This window comes from Pseudomonas sp. A (assembly GCF_056270345.1).
Genome location: NZ_CM149873.1, coordinates 2,955,306 through 2,970,550, shown reverse-complemented (window position 1 = coordinate 2,970,550; position 15,245 = coordinate 2,955,306). Strand labels below are relative to the sequence as shown.

The 15,245-nt window shown below is 65.6% G+C and carries 18 protein-coding genes and 1 pseudogene; 17 read left to right on the top strand and 2 right to left on the bottom strand.

The window, feature by feature from the left end; genetic code table 11:
- The first annotated feature begins 44 nt into the window (after positions 1-44).
- On the top strand, positions 45-653 hold the full coding sequence (locus AC0MAZ_RS13505) for a hypothetical protein (RefSeq protein ID WP_203647283.1): 609 nt from the start codon (positions 45-47) through the stop codon (positions 651-653).
- 6 nt (positions 654-659) lie between these two features.
- On the opposite strand, the gene AC0MAZ_RS13500 is transcribed toward AC0MAZ_RS13505, so the two are convergent.
- A complete protein-coding gene (locus AC0MAZ_RS13500; protein ID WP_232856890.1) occupies positions 660-1,442 on the bottom strand; it encodes a FecR domain-containing protein in 783 nt (260 codons plus the stop codon).
- Positions 1,443-1,946: 504 nt separating this feature from the next.
- Here AC0MAZ_RS13500 and AC0MAZ_RS13495 point away from each other — a divergent pair.
- The 7 genes from AC0MAZ_RS13495 (at position 1,947) to AC0MAZ_RS13465 (ending at position 8,332) form a co-directional block, all read left to right on the top strand.
- Positions 1,947-2,321 (top strand): hypothetical protein, encoded by a 375-nt coding sequence (locus AC0MAZ_RS13495; protein WP_232856891.1) that lies wholly within the window; start codon positions 1,947-1,949, stop codon positions 2,319-2,321.
- A 151-nt stretch (positions 2,322-2,472) separates the two neighbouring features.
- The gene (locus tag AC0MAZ_RS13490) at positions 2,473-2,817 is read left to right on the top strand and encodes a metalloregulator ArsR/SmtB family transcription factor (protein WP_110739533.1); all 345 of its coding nucleotides are present in this window, start codon (positions 2,473-2,475) and stop codon (positions 2,815-2,817) included.
- Positions 2,818-2,838: 21 nt separating this feature from the next.
- Positions 2,839-4,122, top strand: a complete 1,284-nt coding sequence (locus AC0MAZ_RS13485) for an arsenic transporter (RefSeq protein ID WP_234563131.1) — start codon at positions 2,839-2,841, stop codon at positions 4,120-4,122.
- A gap of 15 nt (positions 4,123-4,137) precedes the next feature.
- Positions 4,138-4,608, top strand: a complete 471-nt coding sequence (locus AC0MAZ_RS13480) for an arsenate reductase ArsC (RefSeq protein WP_475858145.1) — start codon at positions 4,138-4,140, stop codon at positions 4,606-4,608.
- A gap of 397 nt (positions 4,609-5,005) precedes the next feature.
- Complete coding sequence (locus AC0MAZ_RS13475) at positions 5,006-5,821, top strand: isocitrate lyase/PEP mutase family protein (protein ID WP_254464686.1); 816 nt, start codon at positions 5,006-5,008, stop codon at positions 5,819-5,821.
- Between the two features lie 301 nt (positions 5,822-6,122).
- Positions 6,123-7,163, top strand: a complete 1,041-nt coding sequence (locus AC0MAZ_RS13470) for a hypothetical protein (RefSeq protein ID WP_254464685.1) — start codon at positions 6,123-6,125, stop codon at positions 7,161-7,163.
- A gap of 311 nt (positions 7,164-7,474) precedes the next feature.
- Positions 7,475-8,332 (top strand): diguanylate cyclase domain-containing protein, encoded by an 858-nt coding sequence (locus AC0MAZ_RS13465; RefSeq protein ID WP_475858144.1) that lies wholly within the window; start codon positions 7,475-7,477, stop codon positions 8,330-8,332.
- Between the two features lie 87 nt (positions 8,333-8,419).
- Here the strand turns inward: AC0MAZ_RS13465 and bla are convergent, their stop codons facing one another.
- Positions 8,420-9,295, bottom strand: a complete 876-nt coding sequence (gene bla, locus AC0MAZ_RS13460; protein WP_337994563.1) for a class A beta-lactamase — start codon at positions 9,293-9,295, stop codon at positions 8,420-8,422.
- Between the two features lie 205 nt (positions 9,296-9,500).
- Here bla and AC0MAZ_RS13455 point away from each other — a divergent pair, with 205 nt between their 5' ends.
- From AC0MAZ_RS13455 to AC0MAZ_RS13415, 9 genes and pseudogenes are all read left to right on the top strand, one after another.
- Positions 9,501-9,818, top strand: coding sequence for a hypothetical protein (locus AC0MAZ_RS13455; protein ID WP_203647290.1), 318 nt, complete (start codon positions 9,501-9,503; stop codon positions 9,816-9,818).
- A 99-nt stretch (positions 9,819-9,917) separates the two neighbouring features.
- Positions 9,918-10,301, top strand: a complete 384-nt coding sequence (locus AC0MAZ_RS13450) for a tautomerase family protein (protein ID WP_186732582.1) — start codon at positions 9,918-9,920, stop codon at positions 10,299-10,301.
- 50 nt (positions 10,302-10,351) lie between these two features.
- Complete coding sequence (locus tag AC0MAZ_RS13445; RefSeq protein ID WP_232856894.1) at positions 10,352-10,570, top strand: hypothetical protein; 219 nt, start codon at positions 10,352-10,354, stop codon at positions 10,568-10,570.
- A gap of 16 nt (positions 10,571-10,586) precedes the next feature.
- The gene (locus AC0MAZ_RS13440) at positions 10,587-11,267 is read left to right on the top strand and encodes an HD domain-containing protein (protein WP_254464682.1); all 681 of its coding nucleotides are present in this window, start codon (positions 10,587-10,589) and stop codon (positions 11,265-11,267) included.
- Between the two features lie 93 nt (positions 11,268-11,360).
- Complete coding sequence (locus AC0MAZ_RS13435; RefSeq protein WP_475858142.1) at positions 11,361-12,530, top strand: MerR family transcriptional regulator; 1,170 nt, start codon at positions 11,361-11,363, stop codon at positions 12,528-12,530.
- A gap of 25 nt (positions 12,531-12,555) precedes the next feature.
- Positions 12,556-13,113: pseudogene (locus AC0MAZ_RS13430) on the top strand (HD domain-containing protein); the annotation flags it as partial.
- 9 nt (positions 13,114-13,122) lie between these two features.
- Positions 13,123-13,623, top strand: coding sequence for a GNAT family N-acetyltransferase (locus AC0MAZ_RS13425; RefSeq protein ID WP_475861426.1), 501 nt, complete (start codon positions 13,123-13,125; stop codon positions 13,621-13,623).
- 114 nt (positions 13,624-13,737) lie between these two features.
- Positions 13,738-14,256: a sigma-70 family RNA polymerase sigma factor gene (locus AC0MAZ_RS13420; protein WP_475858141.1), complete on the top strand. Its 519-nt coding sequence runs from the start codon at positions 13,738-13,740 to the stop codon at positions 14,254-14,256.
- The gene (locus AC0MAZ_RS13415) at positions 14,253-15,200 is read left to right on the top strand and encodes a FecR domain-containing protein (RefSeq protein WP_475858140.1); all 948 of its coding nucleotides are present in this window, start codon (positions 14,253-14,255) and stop codon (positions 15,198-15,200) included. Before AC0MAZ_RS13420 ends, AC0MAZ_RS13415 begins: the two co-directional genes overlap by 4 nt.
- Positions 15,201-15,245: the final 45 nt, after the last annotated feature.

Here is a 15,245-nt window from a genome sequence, read left to right as displayed (position 1 = left end):
TTGGCGATACTGCTCAGCCCTCATCCATGAAAAGGACTTCGCTGATGAAGCGACTGCTTGCCCTCACCCTCCTCACCCTGGCCATCGCCGGCTGCGACAAGGCCGACCAGACCACCGCGGCGACCGGCCAATGCGCCAAGGACACCGACTGCAAGGGTGAGCGCATCTGTGAAAGCGGCCAGTGCGTCAACCCGCAGCCCCAAGCCGCGCTATTGGCCAAGCCTACCGTCAGCGCACCGCTGGCGCCGAGCATTGCCTATGAGCCGCTGCCGATCAGCGACGAAGGTGCCGGTCCGTTCAGCGTCCAGGGCATGGAAATGGGCACCGCGTTGAACTACCAGTCCCGGGCAGGCGTGATGAACGTCATGGAGTCCGTCGTCGCCGACGCCGAAGGCACCGGCTACGTCGCCATCGAGAAAGCCTACGCCTTCGGCCCGAGCCGCTATGTGCTGGTGGTGTCCACGGGCGAAGGCGGCAATGCCTGCCCGGCGTCCACCTATGTCTTCAGCTTCGATACCAGCGGCGAGTACGTGGACGGCAAGGCTGAGGTGGACGGCTGTTCGGAAATGGTCGAAAGCATGGCCGAAGGCAACAAGCTGACCATCAAGAAGGATGGCGCCGCGACCGTGGTGTACAACGGCCAGGTGAAGTGAGTGGGCTCAGGCCGGCACCACGTTGGCCCAGTACCCCAGTACCCGCTGGATCCGAACCGGCAGGGTCTCGGTCAGCAGCATCAGGCTGGCATCCGGTTGGTCGAGGGACAATGACCTGCTGACCTGCAATCGCGCGATCTGCGGGTCGCACCTGAGCACGCCTGGGCGATAGTTGTCGAGTTCCTCGAGCACCTCGGCCAGGGGCATGCGCTCGGCCACCAGGTGTCCATGGGTCCAGGCTCCGGCCCCAGTTGGCAGTGCGACCCTCGGGGTACTGCCCGTGTCGCCGAACAGTTGCTGCCACCCGGCTTCCAGTGCCAGCGGAGCGGCCGAACCCCACGCGATCGATGCCACGCCATCAAGCATCTGCACCAGGGTCGCGGATGCTTGTTGCTGGACGATCAAGCGCGCCGCCTGCCCCGGCATGATCCGTACCTGGGTGGTTCGCAGGCTGACACCGGCGCCCTGTGTCACCTCCAGCAGCACCCGCCCACGTTGCAAGGTCACGGCGCGGCCAGCGTTGTCCAGTGCGCTGCGGCTGTCCAGTAGCACCGAAAGGCCCGGTGCCAGTCGCCAACCGCGTCGTTGTCCGGTGCCGGTGGCGCAATCGCTGAACAGCGTTGGCAGCGCGCCACCTTGGTTCACGCCATAGCCACTGGCGAGAAGTACGCCGGTCGCGGTCAGGCTGCCGAGCAGCGTTCGCCGCGACACCTTCGCCCGGCCACCCTGGGGCTGGGAGTCACGGTTCTGGATCAGGTCCAGTGCCGGGTCGCGGTGGGTTGAAGACATGCGGCGACTCTCTGGGGAGGGCGAAAGGTGCTTATGATAATTCTTATCATTTACTTTTTGCCAGTTGCTCTGACTCGCTCTGGGGGTGTTCGCCGTAACCGTTGCAGCGCCTATCAGATCGAGCGCCGCCCGCGCGGCGCATCGCGGCACAAGGCCGCTCCTACATTTGTTGCAACGTACCGAACCTGTCAGGCCATGGTTGCCTGCCTTGGTGCCCACGCTGAAACCGCGCGGTACTCACAAGGCGTACCAGGTGATGGCACAGGATTGACTGGTCCGAAACAGATGTAGGAGCGGCCTTGTGCCGCGATGCGCCGCGCGGGCGGCGCTCGATCTGATAGGCGCTGCAACGGTTACGGCGAACACCTTGAGGACAAGAATCGGGACAACCCCCCCCTCCAGAACTTTTTCCATTTTCCCGGTCTATTGGGTGAGTGCATTCCTCGGTTGCTCCAACAGCCACCGAACGCACGCTCACCTGCCATTCAGAGGTTGTCTTCTCTCATGAAATTCCCTGCCCCATGCATGCTGCTCGTTGGCCTGTTCGCACTCGCGGCCGCAGGCTCGGCATCCGCCGCACCGATGAAGACTTCGACACCTCACACCCTCGACCTGGCGGACCGCCAGGCCAGCGAAAACCCTTGGCCAAGCCTGGCCAGCGCACCCTCGGCAGCGCTGCTGGCCCATGACGACCGCTACCGGCACGACGAGCGCTGGCACGATCACCGCGACGACTGGCGTCGGGAACAGTGGCGCCGCGAACAATGGCGCCGGGAGCAGCACCGCCGGGAAATGGAACGCCAACGCTACTGGGAACGCCATCACGAGCGCGCCTTGCGTCATCGCTATGACGACGACCACCGCTACTATCGCCGCTGAACAGCCCACGCGCTGCCTGCTTCCCTCTGGAACAAAACATAACGTGCTGATTTAGCTTGCACAGTGTGGGAGCGGGCTTGCCCCGCGATGGGGTTGCGCGATACATACGGAAATACGTATATTCGATTTTCCATATGTATAGGCCATCACCATGCTCACGCCTCCCGAGGTATTCAAATGCCTCGCCGACGAGACTCGCGCCCGTGCCACCTTGCTGATCGCCCAGTCGGGCGAGCTGTGCGTCTGCGAGTTGATGTGCGCCCTCGGCGACAGCCAGCCGAAGATCAGCCGCCACCTGGCCCAACTGCGCAACTGCGGCCTGTTGCAGGACCGCCGCCAGGGCCAGTGGGTGTACTACCGCCTCGCCCCACAGCTCCCCGCCTGGGTGCATGACCTGCTGCAACTGACCCTGCGAGCCAACGAAACCTGGCTGCACGACAACACCACCCGCCTGCAGCACATGGACGGCCGCCCGCAACGCGCCGCCTGCTGCTGAACCTGCCCCCGGAAAACACCCATGCTGATCGCGATCGCGGTATTCGTCTTCACCCTGGTGCTGGTGATCTGGCAACCCCGTGGCCTGGGCGTGGGCTGGAGCGCGGCACTCGGCGCGCTGATCGCCCTGGCCGTCGGCGCGGTCTCGCTGCAGGACATCCCGGCGGTCTGGGCCATCGTCTGGAACGCCACGGCCACCTTCATCGCCATCATTATCATCAGCCTGCTGCTCGATGAAGCCGGCTTCTTCGAATGGGCCGCCCTGCATGTGGCGCGCTGGGCCAATGGCAGCGGCTACCGCCTGTTCGCCTTCTGCGTGCTGCTGGGCGCGGCGGTGTCGGCGCTGTTCGCCAACGACGGCGCCGCGCTGATCCTCACCCCCATCGTCATGTCGATGCTGCTGGCCTTGCGCTTCTCGGCCGCCACGACCCTGGCGTTCGTCATGGCCGCTGGTTTCATTGCCGACACCGCGAGCCTGCCGCTGGTGGTGTCGAACCTGGTCAATATCGTCTCGGCGGACTATTTCGGCCTGGGCTTCGGCGAGTACGCCGCGGTGATGGTCCCGGTGAACCTGGTCAGCGTCGCCGCCACCCTCGGCGTGCTGTGGCTGTTCTTCCGTCGCGACCTGCCGCGTCACTATGCCCTCGATGCGCTCAAGGCCCCCGAATCGGCGATCCATGACCGCGCCACCTTCGTGGTCGGCGGCTGGATGCTGCTGGTGCTGCTGGTCGGGCTGTTCGCCCTGGAACCGCTGGGCGTGCCGGTCAGCGCGGTGGCGGCGGTGTGCGCGGCGATGCTGTTCGCCGTCGCCGCCCGCGGCCATCGCATCTCCACCCGCCGCGTGCTGCGCGAGGCGCCCTGGCAGGTGGTGATTTTCTCGCTGGGCATGTACCTGGTGGTGTATGGACTGAAGAACGCCGGCCTCACCGACCTGCTCACGCAACTGCTCGACCGCCTGGCCGCGCACGGCCTGTGGAGCGCCACCCTCGGTACCGGCCTGCTTGCCGCCTTGCTGTCGTCGGTGATGAACAACATGCCCAGCGTGCTCATCGGCGCCCTGTCGATCCAGGCCAGCGATGCCCAGGGTCTGGTACGCGAAGCGATGATCTACGCCAACGTCATCGGCTGCGACCTGGGCCCCAAGATCACCCCCATCGGCAGCCTCGCCACCCTGCTCTGGCTGCACGTGCTGGAGCGCAAGGGCATGCGCATCACCTGGGGCTACTACTTCAAGGTCGGCATCCTGCTGACCCTGCCGGTCCTGTTGATCACCCTCTCGGCCCTGGCCTTGCGCCTGAGCCTTTGATACCCGGAGCGCCCCATGCGAGTCCTGTTCATGTGCACAGCCAACAGCTGCCGCAGCATCCTCAGCGAAGCCCTGTTCAACCACCTGGCGCCGCCGGGCTTGCAGGCCGTGAGCGCCGGCAGCTTTCCCCGGGGCCAGGTGCTGCCGCGCAGCCTGAGCACCCTGCAACAGACCGGCATCGCCATCGAGGGGCTGAGCAGCAAAGGCAACGACGCCTTCGCGGACAACCCGCCGGACATCGTCATCACCGTGTGCGACAAGGCCGCCGGAGAAACCTGCCCGGTGTACTTCGGCCCGGCGCTGAAGTGCCACTGGGGACTGGCGGACCCGTCCGAGGTGGTGGGCGACGAGCAGACCATCGACGCCGCCTTCCGCGCCACCCTGGCGCATATCGAACGGCGCTGCCGGGCGTTTCTGGCCCTGCCATTGGCCAGCCTCGGGCGCGATCAGCTTGGGGTTGAGCTGGAAAAGATCGGCAGGCTTTGAGCGCTGGTCCTTTCGAGGTGTTCGACATTAGAGTTGCAGCGCCTACAAGATCGAGCGCCGCCCGCGCGGCGCATCGCGACGCAAGGCCGCTCCTACATTTGTTGCAACGTACCGAACCTGTCAGGCCATGGTTGCCCGCCTTGGTGCATGTCTTGAGACAGGTGAGGCGCCAGTGGTGCCCACATTGAAACCGCGTCGTACCAACAAGGCGGACAAGGTATTGGCACAGGATTGACTGGCCCGAAACAGATGTAGGAGCGGCCTTGCGTCGCGATGCGCCGCGCGGGCGGCGCTCGATCTCACAGGCGCTGCAACACTCTCGTCGAACCCCAGGGAAAATGGCAATCTAGGTCCCGCAGTGAACCATCAACAGGATGTTCAAGGGAGTCATGTCGTCATGGCAGCACTGGATCGCGTATTTCATGGTCTTCACCAGCAAGGGTTGTTACTTCTGGCCAACGTGGCGGACGCCGGCGGCGCGCGCCTGGTCGAGCGCCAGGGCAGCCAGGCGGTCGCCACCAGCAGCGCCGCCGTGGCCTGGTCGCACGGTTACCAGGACGGCGACAAGCTGCCCCTGGCACTGCTGGCCGGCACCGTCGAGTCGATGGCAAGGGTGCTCAGCGTGCCGCTGACGGTGGATATCGAAGGCGGCTATTCGCACGCCCCCGAACAGGTTGCCAAGGTCGTCGACACGGTCATCGCCGCAGGCGCGGTGGGGATCAACATCGAGGACGGCACACAGCCTCCCGAACAGCTCCTGCGCAAGCTCGACGCCGCCAGAAACGCCGCGAGCCGGCGCGGGGTCGACCTGTTCATCAACGTGCGCAGCGATGTCTACCTGAAGAACCTGCTGCCCGCCGAGCAGCGCCTCGAGGAGCTCCTGCGGCGCGCCGCGCGCTATGCCGCTGGCGGCGCGAACGGGCTGTTCGCCGCCGGCGTGGTCGAGCCCGACGAGATCGCTACGCTGTGCCGGGAGCTGACGCTGCCGGTCAATCTGCTCTGGCGCGCAGGCTTGCCCGGCCCGGCCGAATTGCAACAGCTTGGCGTTCGCCGCCTGAGTGCCGGATCGAGCATCGCCGAGTTTCTCTATGGCGCCATGAGCGGCCTGGCCCAGCGTTTCCTGGAAAGCGGCCAACTCGACACCAGCGGGTTGAAGGCACACAGCTATGGTGAACTCAACGCACTGATGGCCAGCCAGGCCGATGGTTCCTGAACGGTAGGGAGAGCCTGTAGAAGCTGAAAAGCACCTGGCCCTCATCGGTTCGCTCCACTACCGTGGGCTGATCATTTCCGGCCCACTGGACCAGGCCTTTCAAGGTGTTCGACGACAGAGTTGCAGCGCTCTTGAGACCGAGCGCCGCCCGCGCGGCGCTCGGTCTTATAGGCGTTGCAAGGTTTGCGGCGGACACCTTGAGGCCCTTATCCGGTAAAGACCTTGAAAGGGATGGCCCACTGGACGAATCGCCGGAATCGCCCTAGCATCGGCGCCCCCACGGCCTCACTCACGGACGATCATGCCCCCCGCCACCCGACTGCTTGCCCTGTTCGCCCTGTCCACCCTGGTCAGCGCCTGCAGTGTCAATGGCACCTATATCGACAGCACCCGCCCCGATGCCGCCAAGCTGCGCTACATCTCGGGCAATAGCAGCTCCACCCTCGACCTGTTCGACAGCGAGCGCTGTGAAGGGCGGACCACCGGCATGCTCAACAACCTGTTCGTCCCCGACTCCCGCCGGCGCGCCGACATGAGCGTACCGCCGCCAGCGCACAGCAACAGCTACTACGAGATCCGCCTCGAACCCGGCAAACCAGTACATGTTCGCGCCAACACCCAGGGCGCCACCACGGTCTGTGCGGCCTCGTTCACCTTGACACCGCAGGCAGGTTCCGAATACGAACTGAGCTTCGACAAGTCGCCTGGCTACTGCCAGGTGGAACTGGTGCGCCTGCAACGGGTCGAGGGAGAGGACCAGCGCCAGCCCTATCCGATGATCGACACTGTTCCAACCGTCTGCTGGGGTACGTCAGCGCTGTTCCCGAAACAACCCACGCCCCTGCCCGATTCCGCCCGGCGCACCGCGCTGATCGACAGCATCCTGCGCGACAGCGTCACACCGGAGATGGAACAGTTGACCACGTTGCGCACAGCCGTGGTCCTCACCCGCCAAGCCTCCCCCGAAGTACAGGTAGCGGCACGCAAACAGGAAATGGGCCTTGATTTGACTGAGGCCTATTGGCAGCAATACCAGCAGAACCTGCAGACATTCGCCGAGGCGCTCGCCAACCTGAAGACTCGTACGCTGGAGCGCTACGACACCGACAACCGCGCCTACCTGCGCAGTGTCCTTGACCAGCAACTGCAGGTCTGGGCTGGTGACAACAACGACCCGCACCTGCCCAGCAGGGCCCAGCGTATGCGCGACATGGCGCACTACTACAACTATGTCCTGCAAGAGACGGTCGCCCAGATCAGACTCGAACACTTGCGCAGCATGGCTGAACTGGACCAACGCGAAGGGGTTTGCAAGCGCTTCGCCGGATGCTGGAAACTCTAGGCCGTCAACCGAGCGAAGGGCTGCCCCATGCCGTCGGGGCATGACGGTCACGGTCTTCGACCCCGACCTGGACCCCGATGGGCGCTGCGCGACGACAATCGTCGAGTTGCTGGGGCGGTTGCCGTTTCCGCCAGACAGGGGCACTTGAAGCAGCCGACAGTCTGCTTGCCCACAGGTAGTGTGCCGCGCCCCCGAGCCTGTGTATGCTGCACGGGCGCGGCAAGCGGCCCCCGGCGGCTTGCAGGACCTCGCGCCGCCGCCCTGCGTGATCGGACCATGACCGGGCTACCCGTATCGGACACCCCTGCCCTATGCCCGTCGACCTGCAAGCGCTCTACCCCAGGCTGATCCACCTGATGCTGGACACCGTGTTCGTGGTCGACCGGGACGACACCATCGTGTTCGTGAGCAATGCCTGCGAGGCCTTGCTCGGCTACCGCGCCGACGAACTGACCGGCACCCCGATCACCCGCTACATGCACCCGGACGACCTGGAGGCCACCCGCGCCTCGATCGTCCGGGTCATGGACGGCACCCCGCACTTCGACTTTCGCAACCGCTATGTGCGCAAGGATGGCGAGATCGTGCATATCCTCTGGGCGGCCTTCTGGTCCGACGAGGTAGGGGCGCGGATCGGCGTCGCGCGCAACATCACTGCCCTTACCCAGGCCGAGCAGGAACTGCGCTTTCTCGCCCATCACGACCCGCTGACCAAGCTGACCAACCGCTCGCTATTCAACGACCGCCTGGCCACGGCCCTGCGCGCCGCCCGCCATCAGCAGCGCCGGCTGGCCCTGCTGTTCCTGGACGTCAACGACTTCAAGGGCATCAACGATGTGCACGGCCATGCGGCCGGCGACCGCGTGCTGTGCACCATCGCCCAACGCCTGCAGGACAGCGTACAGGAAGCGGACACCGTGGCGCGGATCGGCGGCGACGAGTTCATCGTGCTGCTGACCGACGTGCCGTCGGAGGACGCCGTGTACGAGGTGGTCGAGCAGATCGCCATGGTCATGGAGGAGCCGCTCGGGGCCGAATTCGGCGATGTCAGGATGCCGTCCTGCAGCATCGGCGTGGCCTGCTATCCCACCGATGGCGAGGATGCCGACACCTTGCTCAGCCATGCCGATGGCGAGATGTACCGCAAGAAGCGGCGGCGGGTGGGGTGATGGTCTGTTGTGGCCTCATCGCGGGTGAGCGCGCGCGCCACCACTTGTGGGAGCGGGCTTGCCCCGCGATGAGGCCCGTGCGATTGCTCAGCCCTTCCAGGCCTCCACCACGATCCGCGTGGCCGCCGCAATCGTCTCGCTGTTCCACGGCGCGTCCTGTTTCGTAGCACGGCTGAACACCACCAGGATCCACGGCGCCCGGCCCTTGGGCCAGATGACCGCGACATCGTTGGCCACGCCATAGTCACCCGAGCCGGTCTTGTCGCCCACCACCCAGTCCTTCGGCAGCCCGGCGCGAATGCGCGTGTCGCCGGTGGTGTTGCCCTTGAGCCAGGCCTGCAGCTGTTGTTGCGCGGCGGCGGGCAGGCCATCGGTGAGCAGCAGGCGCTGCAGGGTCATGCCCATGGCCAGGGGCGTCGTGGTGTCACGCGGATCACCCGGCAAGGCGGTGTTCAGCGTCGGCTCGTTACGGTCGAGGCGGAAGGTCGGATCGCCCAGGCCACGGACGAACGCCGTCAGCCCGGGTGGACCACCGACCAGCTCGAGCAGCAGGTTGCCGGCGGTGTTGTCGCTGTACTGCACCGCGGCGGCGCACAGTTCGGCGACGGTCATGCCAGGCCCGACATGCTTTTCGGTGACCGGCGAATAGACCACCAGTTGCTCGGCGCCATAAGCGATGCGCCGCGCCAGCAAACCCGGCTCGGACGCGCTGCGGTGCAGGACGGCACCGGCAAGGACGGCCTTGAAGGTGCTGCAGAAGGCGAAGCGCTCTTCGCCACGCCAGGCCAATTGCCGACCGCTGCCGGTGTCCAGGGCCCACAGGCCGATGGTACTGCCGCTGGCCGCCTCGAGCTGTTGCATCGCCTGGCGCAGCGAATTGTCCGCCCAGGCGGGCAGGGTCAGCAGGGCCGAGCAGCCGAGCGCGCCCTGGAGCACGCGGCGGCGGCTGAGGGTGGGGATCATGCAGGCATTCCTTAAGAAAATGAGCAAAACGCGAAGGCTAGAACGTTTTAGCACCTGAGCCAAGCACCGCCTTGTCCCTCCAGCAGGACCACCCATGCCGTGGGAAAGCGGATTCTTTTCGCGCCACTGCCCTGGCCACCCTTGCGTTGACCGGCAAAAGGCAGGACAGTAACCGGGTGTTCCCGCAATGAAACGGAGATTCGCCTTGACTACCGATCGCCTGAGCCTGCTCCAGTTCGAGCAACTCAGCCTGAAGCCCGCCGCCGCCAGCCAGTTCGCCCTCTCGCTGAAAGACCTCGAACAGCTGACACTCCCCGAGCGCTACGCCTATCGTGCTGCCCACTACCTGGGCGACATGGCCGAGGCAGAGAACAGCCAGCAGCTGGCTGTCGCCAAGGAGCAGGGCATCGGTTTCACCCAGGGCCTGCTCACCGCCGCGGCCATCGAAGACGCCCTGGCGAAAAGGCTGATCGAGGTCTTCAATAACGCGAGCGAGCGCGCCTCCAAGCTGCTGCCACAGTAACGGTAGTTGCCTTCCCGAGCCCGGCGCCTGTCCGGGCTCATGCCTGATCCTGCCCTACCAGCTCCTGCGTCTCGCCTGGCCATCGTCCAAGGAGTCCACATGCCACTGGTACGCATCGATATCAAGCGCCACCCCGACCCGGCTCATCTGCGCACACTCGGCCAGATCGTCTACGCCTGCATGCGGCGAACGATCAATGTGCCCGAGCACGACAATTTCCAGATCCTTACCGAACACGACGGCGACCGCCTGGTGAACGACCCGCAATACCTGGGCATCCAACGCTCCGACGGCCAGGTGTTCATCCAGATCACCCTCAACGAAGGCCGCACCCTGGAGCAAAAGAAGGCGCTGTACCAGGCCATCGCCGAAGGTTTCGAGCGCGAGGCCGGGGTGCGGCCACAGGACGTGTTCATCAATCTGGTCGAGGTGCGCAAGGAGAACTGGTCGTTCGGCAACGGTATCGCCCAGTACGCCAGTTGACGGCAGTGGGCAGCCTGGCACCGTCCTTACCATGGCCGCAGGAGCCTCCGATGATCAGCGAACTGTCCGTTCATGTCCTGTTCCGCAGCCTGTGCTATCCGCTCGGTTGGCCACTGGTGAAGCTGGCCACGCTGGGCAGGTATCCGTCCAGGGGCGCCTGGTACACCGAGCGCGCCGAGGCCGAGTGGACAGCTGCCATCGGCCTTGTCGTACTCTTGCTGCTACTGATGCTGTTGCTGGGACAATTCGACATTGCGCCTTTCCCCTGATCCGCTGGAGCCCTCGTTGACCAACACGCCCTTCTTCCCCTTGCAGGCCCTCGCAGCCGAGTTGCTGCCCCAACTGCCCGCCGACAGTAACGACGGCTCCCATGACCTCGCCCATCTGCAACGGGTCTGGAGCAATGTCCGGCGTATCCAGGCCAGGGAGGGCGGCGACCTCGAAGTACTGCTCGCCGCCACCGTGCTGCACGATTGCGTGGCGGTGGAAAAGAACTCGCCCCTGCGTGCGCAGGCCTCGACGCTTTCGGCCGAACGCGCCGCCGCGATCCTTGCCGACATGGGCTGGCCGCAACCGCGCATCGAGCAGGTGACCCATGCGGTGATGACCCACAGCTACTCGGCGGGCCTTTCGCCGCAGAGCCTGGAAGCGAAGATCCTCCAGGACAGCGATCGCCTGGACTCCATGGGCGCCGTCGGCATCGCCCGCTGCTTCTATGTGTCCGGGCGCATGGGGTCGGCACTCTATGACGCCGAGAACCCCACTGCCGCAGGGCGGGACTATCGCGACAACCACTTCGCCATCGAGCACTTCCCAACCAAACTGCTCAAGCTCAGCTCGGGCTTGCAGACCGGCGAAGGCGCGCGCCTGGCCGCCATCAGGCATCAGCGGCTGGCGTCGTTTCTCGCCGAATTCATGGAAGAGGTCGGGGTGGATCCGGCCTGCGCCCTGTCGACCCAGGCTTGAAGGACACCAGCGCCACCTCTTTTTGCGAAAATCCGCTTTACCTGTCTATAACTTCATAGTTCATCATCGCCCCACTGCATGAGGGGAAGACTGGTGTATCGCATTTCCGAACTGGCGGCGAAGGTGGGCCTGAGCCGCTCCACGTTGCTCTACTACGAAAAACTCGGGCTGGTGTCCTCGCGGCGCCAGGCCAACGGTTATCGCACCTACGGCGAGCAGGACCTGCAGCAGCTGCGGCTGTTGCAGCAACTGCAGGCCGGCGGCCTGAGCCTGAAGGAATGCCAGGCCTGCCTGGAGGCGCGCCTGGACCGCGCGGCCCTGCTCGAACGCCTGCATACCCTGGACGAAGAGATCGCCGCCCGACAACGCTCGCGTGACCTGCTGGCGGCGATGCTCGGGTTGTCGTCCATGCGCCCCTGGCACCAGGCCCTCGAGCAGCAGGCACCCGGCGCCCACCTGGCGTGGCTGCGCCGGCAAGGATTCAATGAGAAACAGGCCCTGCGCCTGAAATGGCTGTCCCGCGACATGAACGAACACGACTGCTACATGGCCGACTTCGAACGCATTTTCGATGGCCTCGAGTACCTCGGCCCGGGCTCGGCACAGGATTCACTCAAAGCACTGCACGCCCTGCCCCACGCCCCCGCGACACTGCTGGACATCGGCTGCGGTCGTGGCGCCTCCAGCGTGCTGCTGGCCGAACACAGCCAGGCGCACATCACCGCGCTGGACAACGACGAGCACAGCCTGGGCTACCTGCGCGCGACTTTGGTCGACAAGGGCTTGCAGGCGCGGGTCACGCCGATTTGCGCGAGCATGACCCAGCTGCCGTTCGCGCCTCGGCACTTCGACGCGATCTGGGCCGAGGGTTGCGCCTACATCATGGGCTTCGACAACGCCCTGGCGTACTGGCGCGCCTTTCTGAAACCCCAGGGCTACCTGGTGGTCAGCGACCTGGTGCGGGTGGCCGACAGGCTCGCCCCCTCGGCCGAGACGTTCTGGCAGGCCGCCTACTCCGACCTGCATAGCGTCGACACACGCCTGGCCGCCATCGCCCGCCTGGGCTATCGCACCCTGTCGCACTTCCCCTTGAGCGCGCAGGCCTGGGCCAACTATCTGGAGCCGCTGCGCGAACGCGTGGCCAGCCTGGCGGACGAGGACTTCGCCTCCCAGGCCCTGGCCGACATCCGCCGCGAACTCGAGATCCACACAAACCACCTGGGCGAGTACGGGTATCATCTGTTCATCATGCAGACACGCTGAACCCGCCCCAGGACATGGAGTCACCATGAACATCGAAAAACTGCAGAACCGCCTCGCCTTCCTGCGCCAGGCCGAACAACTCAAGAGCGTCATCCGCAGCGCCCACACCTCCAGCGGCCGCGCCGAAAGCACCGCCGAGCACACCTGGCGGCTGTGCCTGATGGCCATCACCTTCGCCGACGAACTGGGCGACCTGGACCTGCTCAAGGTGCTGAAGATGTGCCTGGTCCACGACCTGGGCGAGGCCATCAGCGGCGACGTCCCGGCCGTCAGCAAACAGGGCTTCCCCGACAAGAGCCGGCAAGAGCGCGAAGACCTGCTGCACCTGATGTCGAGTCTGGACACCGTCCTGCGCGACGAGATCATGGCGTTGTGGGAGGAATACGAGGCAGCGACCTCAGTCGAAGCGCAGGCAGTCAAGGCCCTCGACAAGCTGGAAACCCTGCTGCAGCACAACCAGGGGCGCAACCCGCCAGGCTTCGACTATGCCTTCAACCTCGACTACGGCAAGCGCTATACCGCCGCCACGCCGCTGTTCGAGGCCCTGCGCGGCCTGATCGACGCCGACACGCGCCGGCATCTCGACAATGGCATCAGCCTGCGCGACGAGCGCCCGGAGGACACCGCCACCATCGGCCAACTGACCGAGGCCGCCTTTGCCAACGCCGAACACAGCAGCCACACCGAGCAGTTCATCGTCACCGCCCTGCGCCGAGCCGGAGCGCTCACGGTATCGCTGGTGGCCGAGGAGGCCGGTGTCATCGTCGGCCATGTGGCGATCTCCCCGGTAACCCTGTCGTCAGGTGCCGAGGGCTGGTACGGACTAGGACCGGTCTCGGTGCTGCCGCAGCGCCAGGGCCAAGGCATCGGCTCGGCGCTGATCAACGCCGCGCTGGCCCGCTTGCACGGGCTGGGTGGCCAGGGCTGCGTGGTGCTGGGCGACCCGGGATACTATGGCCGCTTCGGTTTCAAAGCCCAACCGGGCCTGAGCCTGCCGGGCGTACCCGCCGAATACTTCCAGGCCCTGGCCTTCAACGGTGATATGCCGCAGGGCAGCGTGCAATACCACGTGGCCTTCGAGGCGACGGCGTAAGCCATCCCGCCGCTCCATGGCAGACACTGTGGAGCGGCCCTTCGCTCGCATCCCGTTGCCAGCCCCCTGGGAAATACACAATAATGCGATAAATTCCCATTTAAGAATTTATCCATGTCGGCCGAGTCCTCTGCCCTACCCTCCGCAGTCAGTACCCTCTATGCCCAGCACAGTGCCTGGCTGCGTGGCTGGCTGCGCAAGCGCCTGGGCAATCATTGCGATGCCGCCGACCTGGCACAGGACACCTTCGTCAAGCTGATCAGGGCCCGCACCGCACTGGAAATCCGCGAGCCTCGCCAATACCTGAGCACCGTGGCCAAAGGCCTGATGATCGATCTGCTGCGGCGCCGCTCACTGGAGCAGGCCTACCTCGACACCCTGGCCAGCCTGCCCGAGGCCCAGGTCCCCAGCGCCGAAACCCAGGCCATCCTGCTTGAAACCCTGGTAGAACTGGACCGCCTGCTGTCAGGGCTGGGCGCGCACGTTCGCCAGGTCTTCATCCTGTCCCAGCTCGACGGACTCACCTACGCCCAGATCGCCACGCAGCTGGGTATTTCCCTGCGCACGGTGAACAGCCACATGGCCAAGGCCATGGAGCACATCTGCTTGCTGCAATGGGACACCCACGCGTGACGCCGTCACCCGCCCAGCGCGAGGCGATCCGCGCAGCGGCGCGCTGGTATGCGCGGCTGGCTTCAGGGACGGCCGACGCCCACGAACAGGCGCGCTGGCAAAAATGGCATGACAGCGATCCCTTGCACCAACAGGCCTGGCAACGCATGCAGGCGATCAGCGACAACCTCGGACGCATGCCGGGCCAACTGGCGGCCTCGACCTTGCTGGCGGCCGGGCAATCACGACGCCAGGTGCTCTACGGCCTGGCCTGCCTGCTCGGTGGTGGAACCCTGGCAACCCTGGGCTGGCGCAGCGACCTGGGCCTGGTCCTGCGGGCCAGCCACCATACCGCCGTGGGAGAGCGACGCACCTTCACCCTGGCCGACGGCAGCCAGTTGACCCTGGACACCGACAGCGCGGTCGACGTGCGTTTCGATGATCGCCAGCGCCTGCTGGTGCTTCATCGCGGCCAGCTGGCCATCAGTACCGGCACGGACCCGGCCGCTCGCCCCTTCCTGGTCGAGACTCGTTTCGGGCGGGTGCAGGCATTGGGCACCCGCTTCCTTGTCAGTACCGGCGAGCAGGGCTGCGAAGCGGCGGTCATGGAGAAGGCCGTGCGGGTCTCGGCCGAGGGCAGTCGGCCGCTACGCCTGGAAGCCGGACAGCGGGTCAGCTTCGGCCCGTCGGGCATCGGTCGCATACGCGTCAATGACGCCTCGGTCGGCGCCTGGCAGGACGGCAGCCTGATCGCCATCGAACAGCCCCTGGTCGAGCTGCTCGCGCAACTGTCGCGCTACCGTCCCGGTGTGCTGCGCTGCGATCCGGCCGTGGCCGCCCTGCGGATTTCCGGCGCCTTCCCCATCACCGACACCGACCTGGCCCTGGAGGCGCTGCAAAGCGCCTTCGCCCTGGACGTGCAGCGACGCACCCGTTACTGGGTGACGGTGACCGCACGCGGCTGATTATCTTTTCTTTGCCTGGGTTTGCACTTTCATGTGCGCTCGTTC